This is a genomic window from Pseudomonas sp. YQ_5 (assembly GCF_043103305.1).
Lineage (GTDB): Bacteria > Pseudomonadota > Gammaproteobacteria > Pseudomonadales > Pseudomonadaceae > Aquipseudomonas > Aquipseudomonas putida_Y.
In genome coordinates, this window is record NZ_JBICJS010000027.1 from 114,622 (window position 1) to 139,582 (window position 24,961).

Annotated in this window: 25 protein-coding genes and 1 pseudogene; 17 read left to right on the top strand and 9 right to left on the bottom strand. The window is 62.2% G+C overall.

Going from position 1 to position 24,961, the window contains the following annotated elements:
* Window positions 1-2 precede the first annotated feature (2 nt).
* Window positions 3-311 carry a chorismate mutase gene (locus ACF8EA_RS04935; protein WP_012053142.1) on the top strand — a complete coding sequence of 103 codons (309 nt, stop codon included), beginning with the start codon at window positions 3-5 and terminating at the stop codon, window positions 309-311.
* A 45-nt stretch (window positions 312-356) separates the two neighbouring features.
* On the opposite strand, the pseudogene ACF8EA_RS04940 reads toward ACF8EA_RS04935, so the two are convergent.
* Window positions 357-647, bottom strand: a pseudogene (locus ACF8EA_RS04940) (LysE family translocator); the annotation flags it as partial.
* 222 nt (window positions 648-869) lie between these two features.
* Here ACF8EA_RS04940 and ACF8EA_RS04945 point away from each other — a divergent pair.
* A complete protein-coding gene (locus ACF8EA_RS04945; protein ID WP_392521204.1) occupies window positions 870-1,433 on the top strand; it encodes a TetR/AcrR family transcriptional regulator in 564 nt (187 codons plus the stop codon).
* Window positions 1,430-2,404, top strand: coding sequence for a DMT family transporter (locus ACF8EA_RS04950; RefSeq protein WP_021785388.1), 975 nt, complete (start codon window positions 1,430-1,432; stop codon window positions 2,402-2,404). Before ACF8EA_RS04945 ends, ACF8EA_RS04950 begins: the two co-directional genes overlap by 4 nt.
* Before the next feature lie 74 nt (window positions 2,405-2,478).
* On the opposite strand, the gene ACF8EA_RS04955 is transcribed toward ACF8EA_RS04950, so the two are convergent.
* From ACF8EA_RS04955 to ACF8EA_RS04970, 4 genes are all read right to left on the bottom strand, one after another.
* Window positions 2,479-3,318 carry a GyrI-like domain-containing protein gene (locus ACF8EA_RS04955; RefSeq protein ID WP_103444010.1) on the bottom strand — a complete coding sequence of 280 codons (840 nt, stop codon included), beginning with the start codon at window positions 3,316-3,318 and terminating at the stop codon, window positions 2,479-2,481.
* A 128-nt stretch (window positions 3,319-3,446) separates the two neighbouring features.
* Complete coding sequence (locus ACF8EA_RS04960) at window positions 3,447-3,836, bottom strand: GFA family protein (protein WP_392521205.1); 390 nt, start codon at window positions 3,834-3,836, stop codon at window positions 3,447-3,449.
* An 81-nt stretch (window positions 3,837-3,917) separates the two neighbouring features.
* Window positions 3,918-4,622, bottom strand: a complete 705-nt coding sequence (locus ACF8EA_RS04965; RefSeq protein WP_103444012.1) for an SDR family oxidoreductase — start codon at window positions 4,620-4,622, stop codon at window positions 3,918-3,920.
* A gap of 99 nt (window positions 4,623-4,721) precedes the next feature.
* A complete protein-coding gene (locus tag ACF8EA_RS04970) occupies window positions 4,722-5,615 on the bottom strand; it encodes a LysR substrate-binding domain-containing protein (RefSeq protein WP_392521206.1) in 894 nt (297 codons plus the stop codon).
* Between the two features lie 213 nt (window positions 5,616-5,828).
* On the opposite strand from ACF8EA_RS04970, the gene ACF8EA_RS04975 reads away from it, so the two are divergent.
* The 10 genes from ACF8EA_RS04975 to ACF8EA_RS05020 all read left to right on the top strand — a co-directional run bounded on the left by ACF8EA_RS04975 (window position 5,829) and on the right by ACF8EA_RS05020 (window position 16,930).
* Window positions 5,829-6,383 (top strand): helix-turn-helix domain-containing protein, encoded by a 555-nt coding sequence (locus tag ACF8EA_RS04975; RefSeq protein ID WP_392521207.1) that lies wholly within the window; start codon window positions 5,829-5,831, stop codon window positions 6,381-6,383.
* Window positions 6,384-6,410: 27 nt separating this feature from the next.
* Window positions 6,411-7,757, top strand: coding sequence for a glutamine synthetase family protein (locus ACF8EA_RS04980; RefSeq protein ID WP_392521208.1), 1,347 nt, complete (start codon window positions 6,411-6,413; stop codon window positions 7,755-7,757).
* Between the two features lie 72 nt (window positions 7,758-7,829).
* A complete protein-coding gene (locus ACF8EA_RS04985; protein ID WP_392521209.1) occupies window positions 7,830-8,603 on the top strand; it encodes a gamma-glutamyl-gamma-aminobutyrate hydrolase family protein in 774 nt (257 codons plus the stop codon).
* Between the two features lie 69 nt (window positions 8,604-8,672).
* Window positions 8,673-10,031, top strand: coding sequence for an aspartate aminotransferase family protein (locus ACF8EA_RS04990; RefSeq protein WP_319298352.1), 1,359 nt, complete (start codon window positions 8,673-8,675; stop codon window positions 10,029-10,031).
* Between the two features lie 183 nt (window positions 10,032-10,214).
* A complete protein-coding gene (locus tag ACF8EA_RS04995) occupies window positions 10,215-10,769 on the top strand; it encodes a helix-turn-helix domain-containing protein (protein ID WP_010953167.1) in 555 nt (184 codons plus the stop codon).
* A gap of 123 nt (window positions 10,770-10,892) precedes the next feature.
* A complete protein-coding gene (locus ACF8EA_RS05000; RefSeq protein ID WP_028697581.1) occupies window positions 10,893-11,414 on the top strand; it encodes a ProQ/FinO family protein in 522 nt (173 codons plus the stop codon).
* A gap of 401 nt (window positions 11,415-11,815) precedes the next feature.
* Complete coding sequence (locus tag ACF8EA_RS05005) at window positions 11,816-12,298, top strand: formate dehydrogenase subunit gamma (protein WP_028697582.1); 483 nt, start codon at window positions 11,816-11,818, stop codon at window positions 12,296-12,298.
* Window positions 12,292-13,851, top strand: a complete 1,560-nt coding sequence (locus tag ACF8EA_RS05010) for a formate dehydrogenase beta subunit (RefSeq protein WP_392521210.1) — start codon at window positions 12,292-12,294, stop codon at window positions 13,849-13,851. Before ACF8EA_RS05005 ends, ACF8EA_RS05010 begins: the two co-directional genes overlap by 7 nt.
* Window positions 13,848-16,730, top strand: a complete 2,883-nt coding sequence (fdhF, locus tag ACF8EA_RS05015; RefSeq protein WP_392521211.1) for a formate dehydrogenase subunit alpha — start codon at window positions 13,848-13,850, stop codon at window positions 16,728-16,730. Before ACF8EA_RS05010 ends, fdhF begins: the two co-directional genes overlap by 4 nt.
* On the top strand, window positions 16,727-16,930 hold the full coding sequence (locus ACF8EA_RS05020) for a formate dehydrogenase subunit delta (RefSeq protein ID WP_021785376.1): 204 nt from the start codon (window positions 16,727-16,729) through the stop codon (window positions 16,928-16,930). The genes fdhF and ACF8EA_RS05020 overlap by 4 nt, the downstream gene beginning before the upstream one ends.
* 114 nt (window positions 16,931-17,044) lie before the next feature.
* Here the strand turns inward: ACF8EA_RS05020 and ACF8EA_RS05025 are convergent, their stop codons facing one another.
* A complete protein-coding gene (locus ACF8EA_RS05025; RefSeq protein WP_392521212.1) occupies window positions 17,045-17,908 on the bottom strand; it encodes a universal stress protein in 864 nt (287 codons plus the stop codon).
* 154 nt (window positions 17,909-18,062) lie between these two features.
* Between ACF8EA_RS05025 and ACF8EA_RS05030 the strand changes: the two genes are divergently transcribed.
* Window positions 18,063-18,680: a tRNA-(ms[2]io[6]A)-hydroxylase gene (locus tag ACF8EA_RS05030; RefSeq protein ID WP_021785374.1), complete on the top strand. Its 618-nt coding sequence runs from the start codon at window positions 18,063-18,065 to the stop codon at window positions 18,678-18,680.
* 22 nt (window positions 18,681-18,702) lie between these two features.
* Here the strand turns inward: ACF8EA_RS05030 and ACF8EA_RS05035 are convergent, their stop codons facing one another.
* Complete coding sequence (locus ACF8EA_RS05035; protein ID WP_392521213.1) at window positions 18,703-19,128, bottom strand: YqjD family protein; 426 nt, start codon at window positions 19,126-19,128, stop codon at window positions 18,703-18,705.
* Between the two features lie 22 nt (window positions 19,129-19,150).
* Between ACF8EA_RS05035 and ACF8EA_RS05040 the strand changes: the two genes are divergently transcribed.
* Window positions 19,151-19,414 (top strand): hypothetical protein, encoded by a 264-nt coding sequence (locus ACF8EA_RS05040; protein WP_003248880.1) that lies wholly within the window; start codon window positions 19,151-19,153, stop codon window positions 19,412-19,414.
* 17 nt (window positions 19,415-19,431) lie between these two features.
* Here ACF8EA_RS05040 and ACF8EA_RS05045 read toward each other — a convergent pair whose 3' ends face one another.
* On the bottom strand, window positions 19,432-19,914 hold the full coding sequence (locus tag ACF8EA_RS05045; protein WP_392521214.1) for an LEA type 2 family protein: 483 nt from the start codon (window positions 19,912-19,914) through the stop codon (window positions 19,432-19,434).
* A 131-nt stretch (window positions 19,915-20,045) separates the two neighbouring features.
* Between ACF8EA_RS05045 and ACF8EA_RS05050 the strand changes: the two genes are divergently transcribed.
* Entirely contained in the window at window positions 20,046-21,170 is a 1,125-nt protein-coding gene (locus tag ACF8EA_RS05050) for a sigma-70 family RNA polymerase sigma factor (protein WP_392521215.1), read from the top strand.
* 228 nt (window positions 21,171-21,398) lie between these two features.
* A complete protein-coding gene (locus ACF8EA_RS05055; protein WP_392521221.1) occupies window positions 21,399-23,825 on the top strand; it encodes a TonB-dependent receptor in 2,427 nt (808 codons plus the stop codon).
* A 197-nt stretch (window positions 23,826-24,022) separates the two neighbouring features.
* Here the strand turns inward: ACF8EA_RS05055 and ACF8EA_RS05060 are convergent, their stop codons facing one another.
* On the bottom strand, window positions 24,023-24,913 hold the full coding sequence (locus ACF8EA_RS05060) for a LysR family transcriptional regulator (RefSeq protein ID WP_021785369.1): 891 nt from the start codon (window positions 24,911-24,913) through the stop codon (window positions 24,023-24,025).
* Window positions 24,914-24,961: the final 48 nt, after the last annotated feature.

Below are 24,961 nucleotides of genomic sequence, written 5' to 3' on the forward strand. Positions count from 1 at the left end.
AAATGGATGTACCTTGCACCTCTCTGGACGAAGTCCGTCAACGGATTGATGAAATCGACCGCAGCCTCGTTTCGCTTCTCGCCAAACGTGGAAGGCTCGTAACGCAAGCAGCAGGCTTCAAGAAAACCACCGATGATGTGCGTGCGCCTGCCCGGGTCGAGCAAGTGATCAAGAAGGTTCGTGAGATGGCTGACGAAACCGGTGCCTCGGCTGAGGTGGTGGAGCAGGTCTACAGGGCGATGATTTCGGCCTTCATCGCTGAGGAACTGAACACCCATGCGAAGCTGGCCGACGAGGCTTCTGCATCGTGATGAAGTGCGGGGCTCATACGCAGCCCCGCCGCCCTTTCCTGCTTGCTATCTCTGGCTCAACGCCGCAATCGAAACGCCAGACGCGACGAAGGTGAGGCCTGCGCCCACGTTCAGCCCATTCACCAGTCGTGGCCGCCGGTACAGGTAGCGAGACAGCCCCGTGGCGAAAATGCCCATCAAGGCAAACCCCAATGCAGTGAGTGCAGCGAACCACAGGCCGTAAACCATCATCTGCACACTGACCGACCCGCGTGCGGGGTCGACGAACTGGGGAATGAACGCCAGCACGAACAAACCTGGCTTGGGGTTGAGCGCAGCCGAAAGCAGACCGGTCATAGGCGAACCACACGTTCATGGGAAACACGGCTCTCTCCTTAAGCCCGATGAAGCATCCCTCCTGACGGTGGAATCAGCCCCGGCGCTGCCAAAAATGCCGAAGGCCTAGTTTTTACTGCTGCAGTCTATGTCGTAGCGACCATGCTTCAGGTCGTATCTGGATGCGCCTGAATCTTACCGGTCAGTATAGTCAACTCCGTGCCTTTGCCGGAGTGCCTTGAATTGGACAATACCCGTGAGCGCTTGATTGATGCCGCGATGAAGCTGTTTCTGTCGCAAGGTTTATATGTGACGGGGGTAACGGCCATTGCCGCGATGGCGGGCGTTACCAAAATGACGCTCTACAGTCATTTTCCCTCCAAGGATGCGCTGATAGTGGCGTGCCTTGAGGAGCGTGACCGACGCTGGCGTGAAGAGGTAGCGCGCACCCTGGCTGGGCATCCTGAGCCGGTCAGTGGCATGCTCGCTTTTTTCGATTTGTATGAACGCTTTCTTTTGAAAGATAGCGAGCGGGGGTGCCTGTTCGTTAACAGTGCGGCTGAATTCCCCCAGTTCAGCCACCCCGTGCATTTGGCAGTGAGCCGGCATAAGCAAGGGATACGCGAAAACCTTGCTGCCTTGGCCGTAAGCGCCGGTATAAACGACCCTGACGCAGTTGCCCAAGGGTTGTTTATCTTGCTGGAGGGCAGTTTTGTCAGCGGTGCGATGGGCCAGGACATGCGGGTATTCGACACTGCCCGGCAAATAGCTCATTGCTGGATCCAACGGCAGGAGTACAGCGTATGACCCTGGGCTTGTTAGCGGCCATTGCCGCCACTTTTTCCTGGTCGCTGCTCTATATCTTTCCGGGGCTGGTCGGCGACTACAGCCTTTTTGACCTGGCGGTGGTGAGCTATGCCTTTGCCGGGTTAGGTAGCCTGCTGGTGCTGTTCGCTTACCGCAGCGAAGTGCGGCAATTGCGACTGAATGACTGGGCCTGTGCCGCACTGCTGGGCTTCTTGGGATACATTGGCTACTTCTTCCTGATCACCACTGCGGTTTTGGCAGCCGGGCCGGTGATCCCCCCGGTGATGATGGGGTCAGTACCGATCGTGCTCGCGATTGCCGGCAACATGCGCAGCGCCAGCGTGCCTTGGCGCGCCATTGCCGGGCCACTGCTGGTGGCGGCCCTGGGCATCAGCCTGGTCAATCTGAGCGTGTTTGATGCTAGCCGTGCGGCGGTAGTGCTCCCGACCGCGTCGTTACTGCTTGGGCTGTTTGCATCGTTGCTGGCAATCGCATTCTGGACCGGTTTTGGCCTGTTGAATGAAAGTGCGTTGGCTCGGCGCCCAAGCATGTCTCCCATGTTGTGGTCAGCCATGTTGATCTTCATGTGCAGCGTCGAAATGCTGGCGTTCATCCCGGTTGGGCTGCACTTGAAACTGTCTCATTTCGCTAGCCATCCAAGCGGTTTGGCAGGTACTCAGGCGCTGATCGTCTGTGGGCTGATTCAGGGGTTGGGGGCCACCCTTGCAGGTGCCTGGGCATGGTCAATCGCAACGCGGCGTCTTCCGCTGGCGCTGAGCGGGCAATTGATCGCCAGCGGGACCATTTATGCAACTACGATGGGCCTGCTCATAAACCAACGCTGGCCGTCTCCTATGGAAGCGCTTGGTACAGCCTTGTTGTTCGTGGGGGTGGTGTGGGCAATCCACGCCTTTTATCGCAAGCAAACACGCCTCCAGACGCATGGCGAGGCATCCAGGGTACGTATCTGATCCCCGGGCCGGTTGCCCGGCCATGCGCCTGGGCCGGCCAAGTTGGCTACGCCGGCTACCCATGGCCCAGCCGCCTACTTCAGCGGCACGTAGATGTCCGTTTGCCATTGTTCCAGTGGTGTTTCCGGATAGACGCTCAGGTAATGAAAGAACAACGGATGATCACGCAGTTCTTCGTTGCTCGATGGCAGCCAGTCACGATAAAGCGGGTAGATGGTTTCGCCAATGTAGTCAGGCGAGCCGGTATGTCGAATCACGGCACAACGCCCTGCCGGTATAACCCGTTCATGCACGCCGAAATCGTTGGGCTGCACCGCCTCTTCTATCTCGCCGCACACGGCAAAGCGAAAGGCGTGGGCCGGGGTGGTGTCGGGGTTGTCGTAGGGGATACCGAAAGTACGGCTGCTGGTCACAGGCGACTGGCCGCTTTGCATGCGCCATTGGCGAAAACGCGCGACGCTTTCGCTGACCAGACCGGGCGGCCCCTGGTGTTCGAGCGCGGCCACGCGGGTTTGGGCGAAATGCACGATACGGATCTGCATGGTGATACTCCTGGAACGGTGAGGAACATTGAATACCGCACTCCAGGCCTGCCAGTTCGGCGCCTTGGCGAACGCGCTCGGCGCCATGCCGAAGGCGCGCCTGAACGCTCTGGCAAAGGCTTCGGGGCTTTCGAACCCGGCGCCGAATGCGGCCTCCAGTATGGGCGTCGCGGGCGAGGCGACCAGTTGATGTGCTGCGCGTCGAAGCCTCATCAGTTGCACATACCGTGAAACCGGAACGCCCATGTAGGCCGTGAACTGCCGATGGAAGTGAAACGTCGAGAAGTTGGCGATGCGGCTCAAGGCATTCACCGACAGGTCACCTTCGAGGTGGCTGTCGATGTAGGCAAGCACGGTTTCGAACCGTTTCATGTAGCTCGGGTTGTGCTGTGAGTCAGTCAACGAACGGAATCTCTGGAAGGTGCGGTAAGCGCTAGCATCCGTTGTTCAGGCACTGAGGTGCCTAGCCGTGATTGCTCTATTGGTCCTGCGCTGGGTGATCAGTCAGGGTTGCAGGGAGAGTACCAAGGGGCAGCAGCGTCGACGTGAACATGTTTCTGCTTCCTGGGCAGGAACGGCGTATCAAGCGTTCCCAGCGCTATCGAAATCCAGTCGGCAAACTCACCCTGGGCGCGTGACCAGAACAAGGTCGAGCCGCACTCCGTGCAGAACTCGCGCGTAACCGTCGGTGATGAAGAGAAGGCCTTGATGCTGGCAGAGCCGCGCAGTATTCGCAGCATACCGCGCGGAATGCTGCCGTACGAAGCGAATGCGGCGCCGTGACTTTTGCGGCACCGGCTGCAGTGGCAGTGGCTCACTGCCTTGGGTGGGGTGAGTAGCAGGTAAGAGACTGCTGCGCACAAGCAGCTTCCTTGGTATGTCTCTGTCATTGGCGCTTCCGTGCAGGTGGGAAAGCGCCAGCGTAAACGCCTTGGCCTGCTCAGTCGACTGGCCTGCGGGCCGACAGACAATCAAACGCTACGTGTCACGCCGCCATCGACCTTGATGTTCTGCCCGGTGATGTAGGCAGCGCCTTCGCTGGCGAGAAACGCGATGGTGGCGGCGATTTCCTCGCGGGTGCCATAGCGTTTGAGCGGCACGCTGTCGCGGCGCTGTTCGGTGGCTGGCAGGCTGTCGATCCAGCCGGGGAGGACGTTGTTGATCCTCACGTTGTCCCCGGCGAATTGGTCGGCGAAGATTTTGGTGAATGCGGCCAGGCCCGAGCGGAACACTGCAGACGTCGGGAACAGCTCAATCGGCTCGAACGCCCAAGCCGTGGAAATGTTGATGATCACGCCCCCTTTCTGGCGCTGCATGTAGGGCGTTACCAGGCGCGTCGGGCGGATGACATTGAGCAGATAGGTGTCCATGCCCTTGTGCCAGTCTTCGTCGCTGATTTCCAGGATTGGCGCGCGCGGACCATGGCCGGCGCTATTGACTAGCACGTCGATGCGCCCCCACTTTTCCACCACGGCATCGACCAGGCGTTTTAGGTCCTCAACCGACTGGTTGCTACCTGTTACACCCACACCGCCAAGCTCGGCAGCCAGTGCTTCGCCCTTGCCCGAGGAGGAAAGGATGCCAACCTTGAACCCGTCAGCGGCCAGGCGCTGCGCTGCTGCGGCACCCATACCACTGCCACCTGCCGTGATGATCGCAACTTTTTCTACTGACATGCTGCCTCCGTAATGCGAATGGATGATTGCCTGGAAGCACTAAAATTAGCAGCAGAAGTGGCGGTGAGGGAGACAGCTAAACTTTACTGATGCAGTAAATTAACTATTGCCTGTTTGTTGCTTGAACCAGCGCCGGACAATGCCTAGCGAATCCGGCTGCTGCATCTTTCGTGGCCACACAAGATAGAACGCCTTATCGAGCCTGAGCTGCTGAGCGAAGACCTGGGTCAACCTGCCCGTGACGATGTCATCACTGACGAACGCCAGGCTTGCCAAAGCAATACCCTGACCACTGATGGCCGCATCGATGGCCAATGAGGTCTGATTGAACCGCAGGTTTTTGGCAGTCGCTTGCCCGTGCTGCGGGAACAGTTGTGCGAGGTACCGAGGCCAGAAATCATGGGCATCGTGAAGCAGGGTGAACGCTTGAAGCTGCTCGAAGCTGGCGGGGGCTTTGCCGGCTTCGAACAGCGTTGGGCTGGCCACGGCGACGATACGCTCGTCCATCAACAGTTCGCTGTTCAAACCCGCACCGAAGTCGGGCTTGCCATAGCGGACTGCGATATCCACGCCGTCAGTATTGAAGTGGGACAGCCGATCGGTGGCCAGTACACGTAAATCGATGTCCGGATGGCTTTGCGCAAAGTTACCCAGCCGGGGAATGAGCCATTTGGAGGCAAAGGTCGGTGTCACGCTGACCGTCAGGTGAGACGCTTGTGGCCGCAGCAGGCGGGTTGCCTCATCGATCATCGCCAAGGCACTGCGAATGCTGCCGCTGTAGCCCAGGCCCGCATCGGTCAGTGCCAGGCCCCGGGGCAGGCGCTCGAACAAACGAAGGTCCAGGCTCGCTTCCAGCCCGCGTATCTGCTGTGCCACTGCCGCCTGGGTCACCCCCAGCTCTTCGGCGGCCAGGCGGAAATTCAGGTGGCGAGCAACCACTTCGAACACACGTAGCGCATTGAGCGAGGGCAAATCAGGGAAACCGTTTGGCATGGCGATGGACGTGGTCGGGCTGGAGGATTAAGCCACGAGGCTACTCGCCGAGCGCCTGTAAAGAAACCCGCGCCACCGCAGCCAATCCGGCACGCTGCGCAGCAAGCCCTCTGCTGGCGGCTGCACATTTCCATCGTTTGGCTTGACGCGTGAAAATTTTCATGTAAATTTTCATGAAAAATAAGTCTAAAAATTTCACGGCAGTCCGAAACGATGAAGATGCACGAAGAGGTTGAAGCCCTCGCGATCCTTATTCACGACCTGCGCAAATTCAAGAACCTGACCTTGGGTGAACTGGCCGGGCGCATCAACCGTTCGGTGGGTTTTCTCTCCCAGGTCGAGCGCGGCGTTTCGCGCCCGACCGTGGCAGACCTCACCGCTATCAGCGAAGCGCTCGGCGTATCAACCGCGTACTTCTACAACCTGAGCAAGCCCCGCAGCATTGGCTGGGTCACGCGCCCTAACGAGCGGCGCACGCTGTACCTGGAATCGGGCATCACCGACGTGCTGGCTTCGCCGACCATCACAGGCGCCTTCGCCATGCTCGACAGCCATCTCGAGCCGGGCGCCACCAGTGGGGAGGCGTACTTGAGCGACCGTTCCGAGCAGGGCTGTTTCGTGCTCGAGGGCGAACTCACGGTGTGGCTGGACCAGGGCGATACCGTGACCCTGCAGGCCAACGACTGCTTCCAGCTGCAACCCCATGCGCCGTTCCGTTACGCCAACCTGACGGATAAAGCCACCCGTGTGCTCTGGGTCTTCAATTGAATTCGTTCACCTCACAAGGATAAGAAGATGAGTGTCATCTTTCCGGATCTGCTGGCTGAAGTGCGCTCGTTCCGAGCAGAACACCCGGCAATTCGCTATGTCGACCTGATTGCGCTGGACATCCCCGGGCACTTCTACGGCAAGCGCTACCCCATGGACATGCTGGAAAAGGTCGCAGCCGGTGCGCCACTGAAGCTGCCGCAGAACTGCGTGCTGCTGGGTACCCAGGGCGGCCTTTACCCGATTGGGGACTATTGCTTCGCCGACGGCGACCCGGATGCCGCCCGGCGCCTGGTGCCGGGTACGCTGAAGCCGGTGCGTTGGGAAAAGGAAGTGATCGCCCAGATGCTGATCACGTCCGACGGCACCGCAAAGCCGATCGAGTTCGAGCCCCGTGAAGTGCTGGCGCGTGTGCTTCAGCGTCTGGCCAAACGTGGCATCCGCCCGGTGGTGGCGTTCGAACTGGAGTTCTACCTGTTCGACCGCAAGCTTGATAACGGCCTGCCACAGTATCCACGCGACACGGCAACCGGGGATGAAGACGATCAACCGAACATGCACATCGAGCGGCTGTCGCGCTTCTCGTCGGTCCTGCACGAAATGGTCGACGGCGCCAACGAGCAGGGCGTGCCGGCGAACGTCATCACCGCAGAGCTGGGCCCAGGCCAGTTCGAGATCAACTTCTCGCACAGCGACGATGCCCTCAGTGCGGCGGACTGGTCGGCACTGTTCTGCCGCAGTACCCGCGGTATCGCGATGAAGCACGGTTACCGTGCCAGCTTCATGAGCAAGCCCTACCTGGACGCGCCAGGCAGCGGCATGCATGTACACGTCAGCCTGTACGACGCCGCCGGCAATAACCTCCTGGCGGGAAGCGAACAGCGCAAGCTGCGCCATGCGGTGGCAGGCTGCCTGGAATTGCTGCCGCACTGCATGCCGATCTTTGCCCCCAACCACAATGCATACCGACGTTATGGCGCCATGGTCAACGCGGCGAGCAAGGCCAGCTGGGGGTTCGAAGACCGTGACGCGTGCATCCGCATCCCCGAGTCCGACCCGCGCAACCTGCGCATCGAGCACCGCCTCGCTGGCGCCGACGCCAACCCGTATCTGGTACTGGCGGCCATTTTGACCGGGATGGAGCATGGCCTGGACCGCGGCGTGGAGCCCATCGCCCCGCTGAACGACAACCGCCAGAGCGGCATCGACTTCCCCAAGGATGCCCTCAGCGCCCTGGCCGCCATGCGTCACCACCCAGTGGTCAACCAAGGCCTGGGCAGCGAGTTCGTGATGGTTTATTGCGAAAACAAATACCAGGAGCAGCTGGACTTCATGCACCACATAGATGCCCGCGAATACCGCTGGTTCCTGTAGGTGCAGCGACGCAGCACGCTCCCTTTCTACCGTTTCAATACAACGCGCAATATGGATTTGCCGGAGGAAGATATGCCACGTGTGCCCGTGATTGGCATTACCGCATGCACCAGCATGATTGGGCTGCATGCAACCCAGACCATCAGCGAAAAATACGCGCGCGCGGCAGCCAAGGCAGCGTGTGGGCTGCCCATCGTCATTCCCAGCCTCGGTGAGCTGATGGACAGCGCCGATATTCTCGATGTGGTGGATGGGCTGATCTTCACCGGTTCGCCGTCCAACATCGAACCGTACCACTACAACGGCCCGGCCAGTGCTGCGGGCACCCATCACGACCCTCTGCGCGATGCCAGCACGTTGCCGCTGATGCGCGCGGCCATCGCCGCCGGCGTACCGATACTCGGCATTTGCCGTGGCTTCCAGGAAATGAACGTGGCGCTGGGTGGCACCCTGCACCAGAAGGTCCACGAGACCGGCATGTTCATGGACCACCGCGAAGGCAAGGATGAGCCCCTCGACAAGCAATATGGGCCGCGCCACACCCTGCATGTAGAGCCTGGCGGCATGCTCGATCGCATGGGCCTGCCGGCGATATTCGACGTCAATTCCATCCACGGCCAAGGCATCGACGTATTGGCCCCCGGGCTGAGGGTGGAAGCGCTGGCGCCCGATGGCCTGGTGGAAGCGGTTTCGGTCGAAAACAGCAAGGGTTTTGCCCTGGCCGTGCAATGGCACCCCGAGTTCCAGGTCATGGATAACCCACATTACCTGGCCATCTTCCAGTCCTTTGGCAAGGCCTGCCGGCATCGCTCGGTCCTGCGTCAGAGGCTGTTGCTGTCTGCCTGAGCAGCGACCTTTCCCACCTGTAAAAAGTACCCTCGCAGCATGGCTGCGAAACTTGATGGAGTGAAGTCAATGAGTGAACAGAATTCGCAGACCCTTGCCTGGCAAACCATGAGCCGCGACCATCACCTGGCCCCGTTCAGTGATGTCAGGCAACTGGCCGAGAAAGGCCCGCGCATCATCACCTCGGCCAAGGGCGTGTACCTGTGGGACAGCGAGGGCAACAAGATTCTCGATGGCATGGCCGGCCTGTGGTGCGTGGCAGTCGGGTATGGCCGCGATGAGCTGGCCGAGGTCGCCAGCCAGCAGATGAAGCAGTTGCCTTACTACAACCTGTTCTTCCAGACCGCGCACCCGCCCGCGCTGGAGCTGGCCAAGGCCATCGCCGAGGTGGCCCCGCAAGGCATGAACCACGTGTTCTTCACCGGCTCCGGCTCCGAAGGCAACGACACCGTGCTGCGCATGGTCCGCCATTACTGGGCACTGAAGGGCCAGAACAACAAGAAGGTTATCATTGGCCGTATCAACGGCTACCACGGCTCTACCGTGGCGGGCGCGGCCTTGGGCGGCATGAGTGGCATGCACCAGCAGGGCGGGGTGATCCCGGATGTCGTGCACATCCCGCAGCCATACTGGTTCGGCGAAGGCGGCGACATGACCGAGGCCGACTTCGGCGTGTGGGCGGCCGAGCAACTTGAGAAGAAGATTCTCGAAGTTGGCGTGGACAACGTTGCTGCCTTCATTGCCGAGCCGATCCAGGGCGCCGGTGGCGTGATCATTCCGCCGCAGACGTATTGGCCGAAGATCAAGGAAATCCTGGCCAGGTACGACATCCTCTTCGTCGCCGACGAAGTGATCTGCGGGTTCGGCCGTACCGGTGAGTGGTTCGGCACCGATTACTACGACCTCAAGCCTGACCTGATGACCATCGCCAAGGGCCTGACCTCCGGCTACATCCCCATGGGTGGGGTGATCGTGCGTGACGAGGTGGCCAAGATCATCAGCGAAGGCGGCGACTTCAACCACGGTTTTACCTATTCCGGCCACCCGGTGGCGGCAGCGGTGGGCCTGGAGAACCTGCGGATCCTGCGCGACGAGCAGATCATCCAGCAGGTGCACGATAAAACCGCGCCTTATCTGCAGCAACGCCTGCGCGAACTGGCCGACCACCCGCTGGTAGGCGAAGTGCGCGGCCTGGGTATGCTCGGGGCGATCGAGTTGGTGAAAGACAAGGCCACCCGGGCCCGTCATGAAGGCAAAGGTGTCGGCATGATCTGTCGCCAGCACTGCTTCGACAACGGCCTGATCATGCGCGCGGTGGGCGACACCATGATCATCGCGCCACCGCTGGTGATCAGTGTCGAAGAGATCGACGAGCTGGTGGAGAAAGCCCGCAAGTGCCTGGACCTGACCTATGAGGCTGTTCGGTAAGGGCAGAACGCTTGGTTAGCTGTTCTCAGCACCTGTGAGATCGAGCGCCGTCCGCGCGGTGCTCGATCGGTGCCTCAATCGTACATCTCACCTCCGGCACCTCCCGCAAAGCATTTTGCTTTGTGAAATGAATCCTGTACTTTTCCGGGCATCCATTTCCCGTCTGAAAGTCGCGATTCAACCATGAAAGTGCACGAAGAAATCGAAGGCCTGGCAGTACTGATTCGCGACCTGCGCAAGTTCAAGGGCCTGACACTGGGCGAGCTTGCACAGCGCATCGGCCGTTCGGTGGGCTTTCTGTCCCAGGTCGAACGCGGCGTATCACGCCCGACCGTGGCCGATCTCACAGCCATCAGCGAAGAGCTCGGTGTTTCGACAGCCTACTTCTACAAGCTGGACAAACCCCGCGAGCTCGACTGGGTCACCCGCCCGCACGAGCGTCGCACGCTGCACCTGGCGGGTGGCATCACCGATGTGCTGGCATCGCCCTCGATAACGGGCGCGTTCTCCATGCTCGATAGCCATTTGCAGCCGGGGGCCAGCAGTGGCGAGGAGTACCTGGACGACAGCTCGGAGCAGGGCTGCTTCGTGCTCGAAGGCGAACTGACCGTGTGGTTGGGCGATGCTGAGCCGGTCACGCTGCACGCCAATGACAGTTTTCAGCTGCAACCTCACGCCCGTTTTCGTTACGCCAACCTGACCGACAAGCCCACACGCGTGCTTTGGGTGTTCAGCTGAAGGCCGTCGTACAGGCATGTGCGTTGTGCCTCGGCTAGCCGGGAAAGTTGGCCTGCAAGCAATGTGCTGGCTGCATGGGGTATCCTTGCACCACGCAATCAACTTCGAAGCAGTGAATGAACAATGGGTTTTGAACAACTAGCTGAGCTACGAGACCGCCTGCGGGCGGAAAAAGGGCAGGTAAAGGCCGATAGCGCGAAACCGCCCAAGCGCAAGTCGCCCCCGCAGGCGAAGCCGCGCGAGATGGACCCGGCGGTGGCAGCGATCTGGCCACTGCAGAAGCATTTTCCCTTGGCTTTCCCGGTCAACCCGGCCCCCAAGGTGCCGCTGAAGGAGGGCATTTTCAAGGATGCCGAGCAACACCTGGAGCTGCTTGGGCTGACCCGCGAACAGCTCAAACTGGGCATTTCGACCTGGTGCCGTGGCGCTCGATACTGGGCGAGCATGGTGGAGAATGCACCGCGCCTTGACCTCAACGGTCAGGCTGCAGGTACCGTGACCGCCGCTCAGGCGCTGCATGCCAAGCAGCAAGCTGCGCGGCAACGCAGCCAGGACCGACGCAATCGTGCGAAGTCAAAGGCCCAGGCCCAGGCCCAGGCTCCGGCCCCCGCGGCCGACACCGAGGCGGTGCAGTCTACCGACTGAATTCAGTCGCGCTTTGCCCCCTGGCCATGCTGGATGGCAGCCCATTGCCGGGGCTGCCGTCTGGCTGGCCCGGCAATGGGCCAGGTCCGGTTTCGAGGGCCTGGTGCATGCAACGATGGTTTCAAGACCCACCTGATCGGCAAGCCGCGGCAGATGATGCCGGGGCGCAAACACGTGCGTCGGTTTCAGAATGCGCCTGGTCGCTCGTATGCAACCCTTCGGCGCTACAAGTGCCATGCTAGCAGGATGCCCAAGGATCAGTGCGCGCAGACGTGCGGCCGTGGGCGAGGAGGCCGCCAGTCCCACGCAACTGTGACGTGGACGGTGCGCCGCAGCAGAACACGCCGGAAACCTGCCCTTTCAAAAACTCAGGCAGGGTCCGTGATGCCGAGGTCCGCTGTATGCCTGATGAATTGCTCCACCTGCCTGTGATCCAGCGTATTCTGGACCGCGACAAGGACACCCCAGGTGCCCTGTTGCCGATCCTGCATGCCGTACAGCACGAGATTGGTTACATCCCTGATGCTTCGGTCCCCGAGATCGCCCATGCACTCAACCTCAGCCTGGCTGAAGTGCGTGGGGTTATCAGTTTCTATCACGACTTCCGCACCGCGCCGCCCGCTCGCCACACCCTGCGCCTGTGCCTTGCCGAGTCGTGCCAGAGCCGTGGCGCCGAAGCCCTGGCCGCGCAATTGCGTGAACAGTTGGCACTGGACGACCATGGTACCAGCGCCGACGGGGCCATTAGCCTGCGCCCGGTGTACTGCCTGGGTGCCTGTGCCTGCTCGCCCGCGCTGGAGCTGGACGGCCAGGTGCACGCGCGCCTCACCCCTGAGCGCCTGCGGGACTTGGTCAACGGTTGCCAGGAGGACTCAGCATGCTGAAGCTGTATATTCCCTGTGATTCGGTTGCCCGCGCCGTGGGTGCCGACCAGGTTGCCGAGGCCCTGCTGCGCGAGGCCGAGCGCCGCCAGTTGCCGCTGGACATCCAGCGCACCAGCTCGCGCGGGCTTTACTGGCTTGAGCCGCTGATCGAGTGCGACAGTGCGCAAGGGCGCCTGGGTTTCGGTCCGGTTACGCCACACGATGCGCCGTCATTGCTTGATGCCCTGGCGGGCGAACCCGGTGGCCACTCGTTGGCACTGGGGCCGGTCGAAGAAATACCCTATCTCAAGACCCAGCAACGCCTGCTGTTCGCTCGCGCTGGCATTACCCGGCCATTGTCGCTGGACGACTATCGTGCCAATGGCGGTTTCGCGGGCCTCGAGGCCGCCGTGGCGCTGGACGGTGCCGAAGTGGTTGCAGCAGTGCTCGATTCCGGGCTGCGTGGCCGTGGTGGTGCGGCGTTCCCGGCCGGCATCAAGTGGCGCACCGTGCGTGACGCTGGTGCCGGGCAGAAGTACGTGGTGTGCAACGCCGACGAGGGTGACTCGGGCACGTTCGCTGATCGCATGCTGATGGAGGGCGACCCCTTCCTGCTGATCGAGGGCATGATCATTGCCGGCCTCGCCGTGGGTGCCGACAAGGGCTACATCTATGTGCGCTCGGAGTATCCCGACGCCATCCGGGTACTCGACCAGGCCTTCGCCATCGCGCGTGAAGCTGGCTACCTGGGGGCTGACGTCGCCGGCAGCGGCCAGGCGTTCGACCTGGAAGTGCGGGTGGGCGCCGGCGCCTATATTTGCGGCGAAGAAACCGCGCTGCTCGAATCCATCGAGGGCAAGCGTGGCATCGTCCGCGCCAAGCCACCGCTGCCTGCGCTGCAAGGGCTGTTCGGCCTGCCGACGTTGGTGCACAACGTGCTTACCCTGGCGTCGGTGCCCATCATTCTGGCCAAGGGTGCAGCGTTCTATCGCGATTTCGGCATGGGCCGCTCGCTGGGCACCATGCCGTTCCAGCTGGCCGGCAACATCCGCCAGGGTGGTCTGGTAGAGCGCGCGTTCGGCCTGACCCTGCGCGAGCTGGTGGAAGGCTATGGCGGTGGCACAGCCAGTGGTCGGCCGCTGAAGGCCGCGCAGGTCGGTGGCCCGCTTGGTGCCTGGGTACCTCCCAGCCATTTCGATACCCCATTGGACTATGAAGCGTTTGCCGCCGTGGGCGCGATGCTCGGCCACGGCGGTGTCGTGGTGGCCGACGATACGCTGAACATGGCCAGCATGGCGCGTTTCGCCCTGCAGTTCTGTGCCGAAGAGTCCTGCGGCAAGTGCACCCCGTGCCGTATCGGTTCCACCCGGGGCATGGAAGTGGTCGACCGGCTGATCGCCAGCACCGACATCACCGAGCGTCACGACCAGGCGCTGTTGCTGCGCGACCTGTGCGACACCCTGCAGTACGGCTCGCTGTGCGCCATGGGCGGTATGACTGCCTATCCGGTGGCCAGCGCGCTCAAGTACTTCCCCGCCGATTTTGGGCTGACCACCACGGAGGCCGCACAGTGATCAATTTCTTCGACCCCGCTTCTGATAAAAGCAGCGACCTCGGCACCCCGGCCCGCGAAAGCGAAGTGCAGGTCAGCCTGAGCATCGACGGCCGTGCCATCAGCGTGCCTGCTGGCACCTCGGTCATGCGCGCCGCCGCCATGCTGGGCACCAGTATCCCCAAGCTGTGCGCCACCGACAGCCTCGAAGCCTTCGGCTCCTGCCGCATGTGCATGGTGGAAATCGAAGGCATGCGCGGCTACCCGGCATCCTGCACCACGCCAGTCAGTGAAGGCATGGTGGTGCGCACCGAAACCCCGCGCCTGGCCGGCCTGCGTCGCAACGTGATGGAGCTGTACATTTCCGACCACCCGCTGGACTGCCTGACCTGTTCGGCCAACGGCAACTGCGAGCTGCAGACCGTGGCCGGCCAGGTGGGCCTGCGTGAGGTGCGCTACGGCTATGACGGCGCCAACCACCTGGACGAGAAAAAAGACGTTTCCAACCCGTATTTCGACTACGAGCCAAGCAAGTGCATCGTCTGCAGCCGCTGTGTGCGCGCCTGCGAAGACATCCAGGGTACGTTTGCCCTGACCATCACCGGGCGTGGTTTCGAATCGCGGGTGGCGGCAGCGGGTGGTGAAAACTTCCTTGCATCCGAATGCGTGTCGTGCGGTGCCTGCGTGCAGGCCTGCCCAACCGCGACCCTGACGGAAAAAAGCCTGGTGCAGCTTGGCCAGCCTGAGCGTTCGGTCATTACCACCTGCGCCTACTGCGGCGTTGGCTGCTCGTTCCGCGCCGAAATCAAGGGTGACCAGCTGGTGCGCATGGTCCCGGACAAGAACGGTGGCGCCAACCACGGCCACGCCTGCGTCAAGGGCCGCTTTGCCTGGGGCTACGCCACCCACCCGGACCGCATCACCAAACCGATGATCCGCAAACGCCTGGAAGACCCGTGGCAGGAAGTCAGCTGGGACGAGGCCGTGACCTACGCCGCCAGCGAGTTCCGCCGCATTCAGCTCAAGTACGGGCGCGACTCCATCGGCGGCATCACCTCCAGCCGTTGTACCAACGAAGAAGCCTACCTGGTGCAGAAACTGGTGCGCACGGCGTTTGGCAACAACAACGTCGACACCTGCGCACGGGTGTGTCATTCGCCCACCGGTTATGGCCTGAAGCAGACCCTGGGTGAGTCGGCTGGCACACAAAGCTTCGACTCGGTGATGCAGGCCGACGTTGTGCTGGTGATCGGCGCCAACCCCACCGACGCCCACCCGGTGTTCGGCTCGCAACTCAAGCGCCGCCTGCGTCAGGGGGCGCGGCTGATCGTGATCGACCCACGGCGCATCGACCTGGTCGACTCGCCGCACGCCCGCGCCGACCTGCACCTGCAACTGCGCCCGGGCACCAACGTGGCCATGCTCAACGCCCTGGCCCACGTGATCGTTACCGAGGGCCTGCTGGCCCAAAGCTTCATCGATGCCCGCTGCGAAACCGAAGACTTCGCCCGTTGGCGCGACTTCGTCAGCCTGCCAGACAACGCCCCCGAGGTGCTCGGCCCTGTTTGTGGCGTGCCCGCTGAGCAGATCCGCGCTGCGGCACGGCTGTATGCCACCGGCGGCAACGCGGCCATCTACTACGGCCTGGGCGTGACCGAGCACAGCCAAGGTAGTACCGCAGTGATGGGCATCGCCAACCTGGCCATGGCCACTGGCAACATCGGCCGTGAAGGGGTAGGGGTGAACCCGCTGCGCGGGCAGAACAACGTGCAGGGCTCGTGCGACATGGGCTCGTTCCCCCACGAGCTGCCCGGCTACCGGCATGTCTCCAACGAGGGCGTGCGTGCCGAGTTCGAACAGGCCTGGGGCGTGACCTTGCAGCCCGACCCGGGTCTGCGCATTCCCAACATGTTCGAAGCGGCGCTGGATGGCAGCTTCAAGGCGCTGTACTGCCAGGGTGAGGACATCGCCCAGAGCGACCCCAACACCCAGCACGTCACGGCGGCCTTGCTGGCCATGGAGTGCGTGGTGGTGCAGGACATCTTCCTCAACGAAACTGCCAAGTTCGCCCATGTGTTCCTGCCGGGCAGTTCGTTCCTGGAAAAGGACGGCACCTTCACCAACGCCGAGCGGCGTATTTCGCGGGTGCGCAAGGTCATGGACCCTCTGGCCGGCAAGGCCGACTGGGAAGCTACCGTGGCCCTGGCCAACGCCTTGGGCTACCCGATGAACTACCGCCATCCTTCCGAGATCATGGACGAGATCGCCCGCCTGACGCCGACCTTCCGTCGTGTCAGCTACGCTGAAATCGACCGCCACGGCAGCCTGCAGTGGCCGTGCAACGACGCCGCGCCAGACGGCACGCCGACCATGCACATCGACCAGTTCGTGCGTGGCAAGGGCCGTTTCATGCTCACCGGCTACGTTCCCACCGACGAAAAGGTCAACAACCGCTACCCGTTGCTGCTGACCACCGGGCGCATTCTTAGCCAGTACAACGTTGGTGCCCAGACCCGGCGTACCGGCAACGTCGCCTGGCATGACGCCGACCGCCTGGAGATCCACCCGACCGATGCTGAAAGCCGTGGCATCCAAGACGGTGACTGGGTCGGGATCGGCAGCCGCGCCGGGCAGACTGTGCTGCGTGCCAAGGTCAGTGCGCGCGTGGCGCCGGGCGTGGTGTACACCACCTTCCACTTCCCGGAGTCGGGGGCCAACGTGATCACCACCGACAACTCCGACTGGGCCACCAACTGCCCCGAGTACAAGGTGACGGCAGTGGAAGTGGTGAAAGTGTTCCAGCCATCGCAATGGCAAAAGCGCTATCAGGACTTCAGTGATGAACAGCAGCGCCTGCTGAAAGAGCGCCGTACTGCGGAGAAAGCCGAGGTTCGCCGATGAGCAGCGAAAACCTGGTCAAGATGGCCAACCAGATTGCCCATTACTTCGACAGCGAGCCAGACCGGGCGCTGGCGGTGCAAGGGGTGCGGCAGCATATGAAGAGCTTCTGGACGCCGGCGATGCTCCGGCAGTTGGCAGAGTGGAACGAGGCCCACGCGGGGGAGGGGCTTGACCCAAAAGTGCGGGAGGCGTTGGTATAGATTCCCGGGCGGCAACGGAACCTTGGGGGCGGGTTTGCCTGCGAATGCGGCGTTGAAATCAATGACGCATTCGCGGGTGAACCCGTTCCTACAAGGGGCCTGCATGTTGCATACTTAGCCGCGGGCCAGCTCCGCCAGGTGGGCGATGGCTTCCCCGCTCTTGAGCACCAGCACATCGCCCTCCAGCGCATCCAGCACCACTTCCGAGGTATTACCGATCAACGCCCCGGAAATCCCTGTGCGGCACACCGTGCCTATCACTGTCACCACTGCATCGAGCTTCTGTTCGGTATGTGGAATCAACACATCCGCCGGCCCTTCGGCCACGTGCAGGCACTCATCGCTGATGCCGTATTCGGCCTGGAACGCCTTGCACGCTTCACGGTAGCGCTTTTCGATCGTATCGCTCAGCTGGAACGCCGGGTCCGCCGCTGACAGCATCGGCGACGGGTGGGCACTGATGACATGCAGTTCTCCCTTGGCCAGTTTGGCAATCTCGAAGCCGTGGTCGATGATGCTGGCATGCAGGCGGCGGTGGTCTTCGTCCTGGTTGCCCACGTCCACCGCCGCCAGGATCTTGCCCCCGGTCCACGACCGCTCGCTCTTGACCATCAGCACGGCACACGGGCATTGGCGCAGCAGCTTCCAGTCGCTGGGGGTGAGCAGGGCCTTTTTCAGCGGGTTGTCCGGACGGTGGTCCTTGATCACCAGTTCACAGCCTTCGGCCTGCTGTACATAGATGATCGTGTCGTGCAGGTTGTCGCGCCAGCCCTCTTCATGGGTGACATTGTCGTAGCCGTCATCATGCAACTGGCTGCTCAGCAGGCTCAGCAGCGCGCTGTGATCATGCCGTTTGTCGCACATCAGCAAATGCAGGCGTGCGCCAGTGATGCCAGCGATCAGCTTGGCCCGCGTAAGCGCGCGGCTGTGGGCGTGCGCGGGGTCGAGGACGACGAGGATGCTGCGGACGGCTTGCATGGGCGTTAACTCCCTTCGATGATGGCGACCAATGCCTGACTATAGTCGGCGCTTCCCCCGCCAGCGCTTGATGTACATCAAGCATAGTCACTGGCATCGCCAGCCGCCGCCGGTATAATCGCCGGCCCTGCCTGTTCTGTGTGGTTGCACGCTTATGTCCCTGATCCCCGAAATCGACGCCTTTCTTGGCTGCCCGACGCCAGACGCCTGGATCGAAGCGGCGCTCGCCGACCAGGAAACCCTGCTGATCGACCACAAGAACTGCGAGTTCAAGGCCGCCAGCACGGCCCTGAGCCTGATAGCCAAGTACAACACTCACCTTGATCTGATCAACATGATGTCGCGCCTGGCCCGCGAGGAGCTGGTGCATCACGAACAGGTGTTACGCCTCATGAAGCGTCGCGGTGTGCCGTTGCGCCCGGTGTCGGCGGGGCGTTATGCGTCGGGGTTGCGCCGGCTGGTGCGCGCCCACGAGCCGGTCAAGCTGGTGGATACGCTGGTGGTGGGGGCGTTCATCGAGGCGCGCAGTTGCGAACGTTTTGCCGCGCTGGTGCCGCATCTGGATGAGGAGCTGAGCCGCTTCTACCACGGGCTGCTGAAAAGCGAAGCGCGCCACTACCAGGGCTACCTGAAACTGGCGCACAACTACGGAGATGAGGCGGACATCGCCCGCCGTGTCGAGCTGGTACGCGCTGCGGAAATGGAGCTGATCCAGTCACCAGACCAGGAGCTGCGCTTCCACAGCGGCATCCCGCAGGCTTTGGCCGCCTGATGTGCACCAGGCGGCGCAGGCTTTAATTGCGCCGGCCCAGTAGCAGGCCCACCACCAGCCCGAGGCCGGCGGAAATGGCGACGGTCTGCCAGGGATGGCCGCCGATGTAGTCCTGAGTGGCGTCCACCACCGGTTGTGCCTTGCTGCGCACGTTGTTGGCCGCCTGGCGTGCCTGGCGCAGCTTCAGGCTTACCTGGGCGCGCAGTGTCTCTGCTTCTTCGCCGACCAGGGCGGCACTGTCGTTCAGCAGTTTTTCCGATTCTTCTATCAGCGATTGCAGTTCGCTGAATACCTGGTCCTTGATCTGATCGCTGTCTGCCAGCGTGGCGTTTTTCCGGGCCATGAACTCGTCCTCGTCAATGGGGGTGTGAACAATGGATGCCACCACGTCGGTAAAGTTGCGGCGGCTTTCCGATGATGGGTTGTCTGGGTGTAAGATAGCGGCCATTTTCAAACCTGCAGGTAACTTCATGAGTTTCAATCTGGCCAACATGAGCTTCGAGGAACGGGCGCAGATCGAGGCAGAGAAGGCCCGGCTGTTCGAGATGTGGCAGAACAACCTGGGCAAAGCCAAGGGCGAAGCCGCCCGGCTGATTGCTGAAAAGCCACGGCGCAAGGGCAAATGGGCCGAGTGGGTGCGCGCTGAACTGGACGGCATGACCCCGCCTGAATACGCCAGCATGGTGCGCAGCGAAGTCAACAAGCTGATGGCCGCAGCCAGCGCCAACCGCTGAGCACACCCGCCGGGCGCTTACCAGTAGGTGCCGTTGGGCAGGTCCAGCTTGCCTTCATCGGTAAAACGCACGGTCCCCAGCGGCCCGCCGGCCAGTTTGCCGCGCAGCTTGTAGGGCAGCCCCTGCAGCGAGTCCAGTTTGCCTAGCCCATAGGCCTGGCGCAGGAAGGAAAACGCCGTGATGCTGACCGGCACCACGATCACTGCTTCGTCGTAACGGCCAATGTGCCCCTGCTGGTCGCTGACCCCGGCGGCCAGCGGCTGGCCGTTCACTTCCAGGTTCAAGGCGATGCCGTTGTAATCGATCGGTGCCTCATTGGGGTTCTGCACCCGCATTTTCACCGCCATGCGCAGTTCCAGCTCTTGCCCGGGCAGTGGTTCAATGCCGATCACGCTGATGTTCACCGGGTCACGTGGCTGGAACAGCGCACAGGCTGCCAGGCCACAGGCCAGCAGCAGGACCAGGAACAGACGGGTATAGCGGTACAGACGGGCAGTCATGGGCTGTGACCTTGCCGGAGTGGAGCTGGCAGTGTGGCAAATGCGCGTCGACGTTGAAAGTATCGGTTGATATGAAAGATACTGTTTCTCATTAACGCCCGATAACCTCTCTTACTGGCTGTTCCCCAATCATGCTGACTTCACCCATGTCGGGCCTGCTGGCAAGTTTCCAGGAGCACTACGACGACCTGCTGCAGTTTCTGACGCGGCGCATGAGCGACCGCCAGCGCGCGGCCGACGTGGCGCAGGAAACCTACCTGAAGCTGGTGAACATCGACGAGCAGGCAGTGCCGGTGTTGCACGCGCGCAGTTTCATCTTCCGCGTGGCCGGCAACCTGGCAATTGACGCCTTACGCCGTGAGCAACGCATCGCTGCCAGCCACGACGACAGCGACGGAGCCTGTGAGGTGGCCTGCCCGGCACCGGCACCCGAGGCGGCGTTGCTGGCCCGCGAGCGCTTGCAGATTCTTGACCAGGCGCTGTTGCAGTTGCCCGACAATGCCCGCCAGGCGCTGTTGCTCAACCGTGTCGAGGGCCTGACCCAGAAGCAGGTCGCTCAACGCCTGGGGGTTTCCGAGAGCATGGTGGCAAAGTACATCGGCCAGGCTCTGCGCCATTGCCGCGGCCGGCTGAAGCAGGCGGGTGTGGCAGCATCGGTGGTGTTGCTGGTCGCCGCCGTGGCGGGTTGGCAGCAAGCCCCGATGCTGCTGGCTGATTACCACACCGCCGTGGGCGAACGGCAGATCATTACCCTGGCAGATGGCACACGGGTGACGCTGAACAGCGCCAGCGCCTTGAGCGTGGCGTTCAGCGAACATGAGCGGCGTGTGGTGCTCGATGCGGGTGAGGCACTGTTCGAGACCGCTGATGATTCACGTCCGTTTGTGGTCGAAACGGCCGGTGCGCGTGTGCAGGGCAATGCTGCCACCTTCAGCGTGCAGCGCGATGGCCACGTCGTGTTGGCTCGCGGTGAAGCCAAGTTGGGTGAACATGAACTGGCGGTGGCGGCCGATGCCGTCACGCAGATGGCCTGGCAGCGGGGCAAGCTGATCTTCAACGGCAAGCCGCTGGGGCAGGTGCTGATGGAGCTTGAGCGATACCGGCATGGGCGCATTGTGTTGTCCGACAGCAAGCTGGCTGCGATGGAGGTGAGCGGGGTGTTCGACCTGGATGAACCTGAGGCCCTGTTGCGGACGTTGGAGCAGCGATATGGCCTGAAGGTGACCTACCTGCCGTGGTTGGCCGTGGTGCATTGATGAGCTTGTACCGTCCTCTTAGCGGGCAAGCCCGTTCCTGCACAGGTCGCACGATATTCAGGCGGGCGCAGTCGTTGTAGGAGCGGGCTTGCCCGCGAAGAGGCCGGACAGAAATAAAAATATTTTTCATTTGGCACTGCAAGTTCCTGCAAGCCAGATCGTCGTAGTGAGACTGATCAGCAACCCATTCTCATTTACGTCTTGTCAGGAAGCTCATTCGTGCCTCTGATGCTCAAGCCTTTGCACCGCCGTTGCGGTCCACTTCACCATGCCTTGATGTCTTGCAGTGCCTTGGCCCTGTTGCTCGGCCCCCTGCACGCTGGGGCTGCGACAACTGCCGAACAGACCCAGATGCAGGCCCGCCAGGTCCAGCTCAACCTGCCCGCCCAGCCGCTGGACCAGGCGCTGACCACCTTCGCCGACCAGGCCGGCCTGCACCTGCTGTACACCACAGGCGATGTCGCCGGCCAGGTCAGCCCGCCGTTGCAGGGCAACTACAGTGTCGAGCAGGCCCTACAGCAGTTGCTGGCCGGCAGCGGCATGAGCTGGCAGTTCAGCGAGGCTCGCACCATCACGCTGAGCAAGGCCGCGGCCGCGCCGCAGGCGGTCAACCTCAAGCCGATCGAAGTCAGCGTAGCCTCGCGCACCAGCACCGCAATCAGCGAAATCCCCGGAACCGTCTGGGTAGTGGACCAGCAGCAGTTGCGTGAGCAGATCGACAGTGGCGTCAGCCTGAAGGAAGCCATCGGCAAGCTGGTGCCGGGCCTTGACCTGGCGCCGGAAGGGCGCACCAATTACGGCCAGAACATGCGCGGGCGCAACGTGCTGGTGATGATCGACGGGGTCAGCCAGAACAGCTCACGCGGCCTGTCGCGCCAGTTCGACAGCATTTCGCCGTTCAACGTCGAGCGCGTCGAAGTGCTGTCTGGCGCCAGCGCCATCTACGGCGGTGGTGCCACCGGCGGCATCATCAACATCGTGACCAAGAAGGGCGAACCCGGCCCGGCGCGCTTCGAGACCCAGTTGGGGGCCAGCAGCGGTTTCAACAACAGCGACGACCTGGCTACGCGCTTCGCCCAGTCGGTCAGCGGCGGCAACGAGCGGGTCAATGCCCGGTTGGGGGTTTCCGGTGAGCAGAACGAAGCCTTCTACGATGGTGCTGGCGACCAGATCTTCATCGACAACACCCAGACCGACCTGCAGTACAACCGCACCATCGACGTACTCGGTACCTTGGGCCTGCAGCTGAACGACCAGCAGAGCCTCGACCTGTTGGCACAGTACTACGACTCGGGAAACCACGGCAGCACGGGTATCTACTTCCCCAACCTGAACTACAACGCGCCATCCGACCTGGAAGACGCCGAGCTGCGCAGCGGTTATTCATCGGACCTGGAGCCGCGCACGCGGCGCCTGCTGCTCAATGCCAATTACCACCACACCGACGTGCTGGGCCAGGACTTCTACCTGCAGGCTTCGTACCGCAAGGAAGACGACAACTTCTACCCGTTCCCGTACTACAACCGTGCCACACCCACCGGCTCGCGCGGGGTGTACTTTGCCGCCTCGCAGCAGAACTTCGAGGTCACCAGCCTCAAGGGCCTGTTTGCCAAACAGTGGGATGCGCTGAAGCTGACCTACGGCGTTGACCTGGACCGCGAGCGCTTCAATGCCGAGCAGACCACCTTCAACGCCCAGACTTCGTCCGAGTCGGGTGGCCTGGAGCTGGAAAAGGACAGCAAGGCCGCACGCTACCCCAGCTATCGGGTGGATGGGGTGTCGGTATATGCCCAGCTGGACTGGCATGCCACTGACAACCTGACGTTGTCCGGTGGCGCCCGGCGCCAGCAGATGGACGTGGACGTCAGTGACTTCAAGGGCGTGCCGGGCGGCAGCAACGACTATCAGGTCAACCTGTTCAACGTCGGTGCCATCTACGACTTCAAGAACGGCCACCAGGTGTGGAGCAACTATGGCGAAGGCTTCGACCTGCCTGACCCGGCCAAGTACTACGGCAAGCCGGGCCTGAGTGTCGCCGATAACCCGTTGGCCGGTATCAAGAGCCGCCAGGTGGAATTGGGCTGGCGCTATGCCGACCTGGACTGGGATGCACAGGCAGCGCTGTACTACATCTGGTCGGACAAGATCATCAACGTCGATTCGCAAACGCTGACCATTGACGTGGAAGATCAGAAAAGCCGCGACTTCGGCTTTGAAGGGGCACTGACCCGGCACTTCCAGACCGGCTGGGAAGCTGGCGGCACATTGCACATGACACGCTCCGAGGAAGAGGCCGCCGACGGCGGCTGGATCAAGCGCGATGCCCGATACGCTTCGTTGTCCAAGGCCACCGCGTTCGTCGGCTGGAAGGCCGATGGCCGCAGTGCACGGTTGCAGGCCAACCATGCCTTCAGCCTGAAGGACGATGCCGATCACGAGATTGACGGCTACACCACCTTCGACCTGCTGGGCAGCCAGGACACCGGTTTCGGCACCTTCAGCGCCGGTATCCAGAACCTGCTGGACAAGCAGTACAGCACGGTATGGGGACAGCGCGCGACGTTATTCTATTCGCCGACCTACGGGCCGGCGTATCTGTATGACTACCAGGGGCGCGGGCGTACCTACACGCTGAGCTGGAGCATGGCTTACTGATGGTGGTGGCCTGAACGGGCCTGTTCGCGGCGGCAACGATGAACGGCGGGTGGGTGAACGGCGGGTGGAGATTGGCCAGCAGGGCCGGCCTCTTCGCGGGTAAACCCGCTCCTACACGACGGTGCCTGTGCCCAGCCACCGACAGGTGTCCACCACCGATCCGGTGTAGGAGCGGGTTTACCCGCGAAGGGACCGATTCAGGCAAACGCCGCCAGCAAATCCTGCGCAAATACATGGGCTGCCTCGCCAACCCCCTGTGCCCGGTGCCGGGCCAGGGTGAACGGCACCCCAAAATCAAGCTCAGGGTCCAGCGCCCATAACAGCCCCTCGGCCTCCCAGCCCTGTGCACAGTGGCATGGCAAGTAGCCAATATGCCGTCCCGACAGAATGAACGTCAGCACGCTTTCGATCTGCTCCGCTACTGCCGTGCTGCGTCTGCTCTGGAACGGTTCGCCCCCTTTGAGAAAACGGTACGGATGGCGCACCTGGTCCATGTCCAGCAACCGCTCAAGCCCAACATCCGTTTCGCCGTACAGCACATGCCCCTTGCCGCAATACAGCCGCTGTCGCTCGGCGAACAAGGGCTGGTAATCAAAGGCCGCCTGGTTGCCGGAAAAGTAGCTGATGGCATAGTCCAGCCGCTGCTCCAGCAACAGCCGTTCCAGTTCCGCCGGCGGTGCACTGACTAGCTCCAGTTGCACCGATTCCTCTCGCCTGCGAAATGCCGCAATGGCCGCCGCCAGTTTCAGGCTCACCGCCTTGTCCTGATTTTCCGCCATGCCGATGCGCACAGTTCCCAGCAGCCGCCCGGCAACGCCGTTGGCCTGCTGGCGAAACTGCTCGATGTTCAGCAGTAGCCCACGCGCCGCGTCCAATAGCAGTTCACCTTTTTCCGTCAGGCGAAAACCACCTTTGCCGCGGCTGCACAGGCGGTAACCCAAGCGTGCCTCCAGTTGGGCCATGCGCTGGCTGATGGTGGGCTGGCTCAGGCCCAGCACGCCTTGAGCGGCGCTGAAGCCACCTGCCTCGACTACAGTGACGAACAGCCGCAGCAAGTGCAGGTCGGGATCATGGACTTGTCCGAGCATTACATTGCTCCTGATGAATGTCAGCTTTGCAAACTTGCCATTGGTGCA